At 72.0% G+C, this 264-nt stretch carries 1 pseudogene; it reads left to right on the plus strand.

The features are described 5' to 3' along the window. Window positions 1-264: pseudogene (locus AAEY75_RS15630) on the plus strand (hypothetical protein); the annotation flags it as partial.

Genomic DNA, 264 nt, shown 5'->3' on the forward strand with positions numbered 1-264 from the left:
GTGCTGACCAACGGCAGCACCGGGCTGACCGCCGCCGAGATCGACCGGCTGCCGCGGCTCACGTTCGTCAGCGCGCTCGGCGCGGGCTACGAGCACATCGACGTCGCGCATGCGAAGGCGCGCGGCATTGTCGTGGTCACGGGCGCCGGCACCAACGACGATTGCGTCGCCGATCACGCGTTCGCGCTGCTGCTCGCGGCGGTGCGCAACGTCGTGCAGCTCGATGCGAAGACCCGCGCGGGCGTATGGCGCGACGGGCTGTCG

Source organism: Psychrobacter sp. TB55-MNA-CIBAN-0194 (assembly GCF_040309505.1).
GTDB classification, from domain to species: Bacteria; Pseudomonadota; Gammaproteobacteria; order Pseudomonadales; family Moraxellaceae; genus Psychrobacter; species Psychrobacter fozii.